General features: G+C 72.1%; 6 protein-coding genes. All 6 read right to left on the bottom strand.

Features of this window, described 5'->3' with window-relative positions; all coding sequences use genetic code 11:
* Positions 1-68: 68 nt before the first annotated feature.
* Positions 69-1,091, bottom strand: a complete 1,023-nt coding sequence (locus NS283_RS19370) for an Asp23/Gls24 family envelope stress response protein (protein WP_058598022.1) — start codon at positions 1,089-1,091, stop codon at positions 69-71.
* A 16-nt stretch (positions 1,092-1,107) separates the two neighbouring features.
* Complete coding sequence (locus tag NS283_RS16920; protein WP_058598023.1) at positions 1,108-1,695, bottom strand: hypothetical protein; 588 nt, start codon at positions 1,693-1,695, stop codon at positions 1,108-1,110.
* Entirely contained in the window at positions 1,695-2,273 is a 579-nt protein-coding gene (locus tag NS283_RS16925; protein ID WP_058598024.1) for a DUF6286 domain-containing protein, read from the bottom strand. Before NS283_RS16925 ends, NS283_RS16920 begins: the two co-directional genes overlap by 1 nt.
* Positions 2,273-2,665: a hypothetical protein gene (locus tag NS283_RS16930; protein WP_058598025.1), complete on the bottom strand. Its 393-nt coding sequence runs from the start codon at positions 2,663-2,665 to the stop codon at positions 2,273-2,275. Before NS283_RS16930 ends, NS283_RS16925 begins: the two co-directional genes overlap by 1 nt.
* Complete coding sequence (locus NS283_RS16935; RefSeq protein WP_055832192.1) at positions 2,662-2,850, bottom strand: DUF2273 domain-containing protein; 189 nt, start codon at positions 2,848-2,850, stop codon at positions 2,662-2,664. Before NS283_RS16935 ends, NS283_RS16930 begins: the two co-directional genes overlap by 4 nt.
* On the bottom strand, positions 2,847-3,188 hold a 342-nt coding region (locus NS283_RS16940; protein WP_058598026.1), incomplete at its 5' end, for an Asp23/Gls24 family envelope stress response protein. The genes NS283_RS16940 and NS283_RS16935, both read right to left, overlap by 4 nt.

Raw genomic sequence — 3,188 nt, forward strand, 5'->3', positions numbered from 1 at the left:
GGAGTTTCGCACGGGTGCTCGCGAGGCCCGCATCGAGGCTGTTGATGGCCGAGACCCGCCTCAGAACCTCAGGATCGCGGCTTCTCGTCCTCCACGAGCGACTGGACCTCGTCCGTCGCCGGCGTCTTGTCGTCGCCCCGAACCTCGTCGGCGGCGATCGCGATGTCGATCGCGGCGTCTTCGAGAGCCTCGGCGACGACGTCGCTCACGTCGGCGCGGTCGGCGGCGGGCTCGGAGGGCGCTCCCGTGGGCTCGGTGGCGGCTTCCGCGGGCTGGGTGGGCACACCCCCGGGCCCGGAGAGGGCTCCCGTGGGCTCCATGGCGGCTTCCGTGGGCTCAGCAGAGGCGGTGGACGAGGCGGCGGCGGTGTGCGCGTCCGTGGCGGCAGGCTCGGGCTCGAGACCCTCTGTCACCCGGTCGGCCGCATCGACGTCGGCGCGCGCGTCGTCGACCGCGACCCGCTCCCGGGCGGCTTTCACCGTCTCGTCCACGGCTGCCGCGGCGCCGGCGGCGACGTCTTTGGTCTTGGCGACCGCGGCGTCGACCGTCTCCGCGGCGCTGGCGGCGATGTCCTTCGACGCGGCCACCGCGCTCTCGGTCGCCGCCGAGGCGCGGGCTCTCGCGTCGTCGACCGCCTCGGAGGCACGGGTCACGGCGGCATCCGTCCGCTCTCGAACGGAGGCGGCCGTCTCCCGGGCGCGGGCGGCGACGGCATCCGCCTTCTCCTCCGCCTCGGTGACGACGTCACGGTCGAACGGACCGAAGACACCGGTCACGATGACATCGACGTCGACCCGACCGCGCCCGAGCGGCTCGAGAGCCGTCCGCACGGCCGAGCGCACCGCACCCGAGACATCGCGCAGGTTGTGCGGGTAGTCCACGACGAGCGAGATGGTCGCCGTGACCGAGTCGGCGCGGTCGGTGTCGATCTTGACTCCGGGAACCGTGCTCGCGAGGCCGACGCGCTCGCGCACGGCATCCGAGGCCCGTCCGAGCAGGCTGCCGAGGGCGTGTACGCCGTCGACCGCCGCGGCGGCGGTGGCCGCGCGTTCGGCCGCCGCGTCCAGGGTGGGTGTGTCGATGGTGGTCATGACGTCTCCTCGGAGATCAGTGCACGCGGGTGTTGTCGCGCGCGAGCTTGGCGCGCAGACCCGAGTGGATGGAGATGTAGGCGCGCAGATTCTGCCCGGTGAGGGCGGCGAGGTTGGTCACGAGCGTGTCGATGTGCTCGGCCACCTGACGCGGAGAGGTGTTCTGGCGCGGCGTGACCGCGACGTGCAGCACCGACTCGCGCTGGATCTCGCCGGCGCTGATGCGCGAGGAGAGGATCTCGTCGCGCTCCGCGAGCGCGTTCTTGAGCGCTTCGGCGGCGAATCCGTCGGTGACGGTGATGCGTCCCTCGGCGCTGTCGCTGCCGGTCGACTGCAGGGGGGCCTGACGACGACCGCGGACGGCGGCGGAGGCGATCACGATGAGCACGAGCGCCAGCACGACGAAGGCGGCGACGGCGCCCCACCCGGCGGACTCACGACCGAGGGACTCGAGCCAGCCCTGGAAGCCGCCCATGACGGTGGTCCACGTGTCGGCTCCACCGGGGAGCAGCGCCACGGCGAGCGCGAGGGCGCCTGCCGCCAGCAGGACGACGCCGACGAGGAAGAGGACGAAGCGGTTGAGACCGCGGCGCGTGGCGTTCATCAGGACTCCTTGGTGTCGGGGCGCTGCACGCGCACGTGCGTGCGCACGGCGGGCGAGAGCTTGTAGGTGGCGATCTCGTCGTCGACGATGCGGCGCATATGCGCCTCGTCGACAGGGATGCCGACGGGCGGGCGCACGGTGACGTCGACGGTGCGGTGGGCGACGCCCACGACGATGTCGTCACGGGCGATGCCGGATTCGTTGCTGAGGTGCTGGGCAAGAGCCGAGGCCACCACGCCGTTGTCGACGACGACGGCCCGCTCTCCCCATGCCATCTCGTGACGCGACAGGCGTCCGGGCTTGAGGGCGAGCACGAGCACGAGGAGCCCGAGCAGGGCGAGCACGATCCCGCCGACGATGAAGGTCACCGGCAGCAAGGCGGTCGGAGCCGCGACAACGGCGTTGAGAGCGGCGCCGGGGCCGACGAGCAGCGGCGGCTGCCCGAGGAGGGCGAGGACGATCTCGACCGCGGCGTACGCCAGCGCGAGCAGCGCGAGGACGACCACGACGAGCATCGCCACGGTGCGCGGGGAGTGCGTCTCGCGACGCACGACGGTGCGGAGCACGGTATCGGTCATCACAGCACTCGCTTTCGCTGGGGGACGCTGGCGCCCGAGATGGTCAGATCGACCCGCGAGACGTCGCGTCCGAAGAGGTGTGTCAGGCGCGACCGCAGGGCGGTCTGCGCGGTGCGCGCCGCCTCGAGGACGGGAGTCGCCGCGCCGACCGCGGCGGTGTCGTCGAGGCGCGGCACGGGGAACGGCGTGGTGACGCGGACGACGGCGGTGTCGCGGGCCGAGACGATCTCGACGCGGACGTTCTTGGCATCCACCCCGATGATGTCGGCCGCGGCGCGCTCCGCCGTCTTCTGAAGAACACGGTCGGCGACGTTCACGCGGCCCGCGGGGAGGCCGGGGCCGGCAACCGTGGTGCGGCTGCCGACCCCGGGGGAAGCGGTGACGGTGGTCACGATGTGCTCCGACCCTTGAAGGCGTTGACGATGTTGCCGAAATCGATCTCGCCGGCGGTGATGCGTGCGACGACGATTCCGATGGCCATGAACAGGGCGACGAGGATGAATCCCCAGAAGCCGAAGATCAGGGCGCTGAGAGCGAGGACGAGCCCGACGAGCGCGCCCTTCGTGGTGGCGCTCACTGGACGCGCTTCTCGTTGGCGTCGTCGTCGTTGTCGTCGCCCGGGATGTGGACGTCGTTCACGTCGACGTTGACCTCGACGACCTCGAGGCCGACGAGACGGTTGATCGCACCGGCAACACGGCCGCGGACCTGGTCGGCGACCTCCTGGATCGGGGCGCCGTACTCGACGACGATCGTGATGTCGGCGGCGGCCTGGGTCTCGCCGACCTCGACCTTGACGCCCTGCGTCAGGTCGGTGGCGTTGATCGCGTCGCGGATGGCGCCGAGGGCGCGGGCTCCGCCGCCACCCAGGGCGTACACGCCGGCGACCTCACGCGCGGCGATGCCGGCGACCTT

This window comes from Microbacterium testaceum (assembly GCF_001476285.1).
Classification (GTDB): domain Bacteria; phylum Actinomycetota; class Actinomycetes; order Actinomycetales; family Microbacteriaceae; genus Microbacterium; species Microbacterium testaceum_B.

Excerpts from the sequence above, each read along its gene's own strand:
- NS283_RS19370 (WP_058598022.1), bottom strand. The coding sequence starts at position 1,091 with ATGACCACCATCGACACACCCACCCTGGACGCGGCGGCCGAACGCGCG.
- NS283_RS16925 (WP_058598024.1), bottom strand. The coding sequence starts at position 2,273 with ATGACCGATACCGTGCTCCGCACCGTCGTGCGTCGCGAGACGCACTCC.
- NS283_RS16920 (WP_058598023.1), bottom strand. The coding sequence starts at position 1,695 with ATGAACGCCACGCGCCGCGGTCTCAACCGCTTCGTCCTCTTCCTCGTC.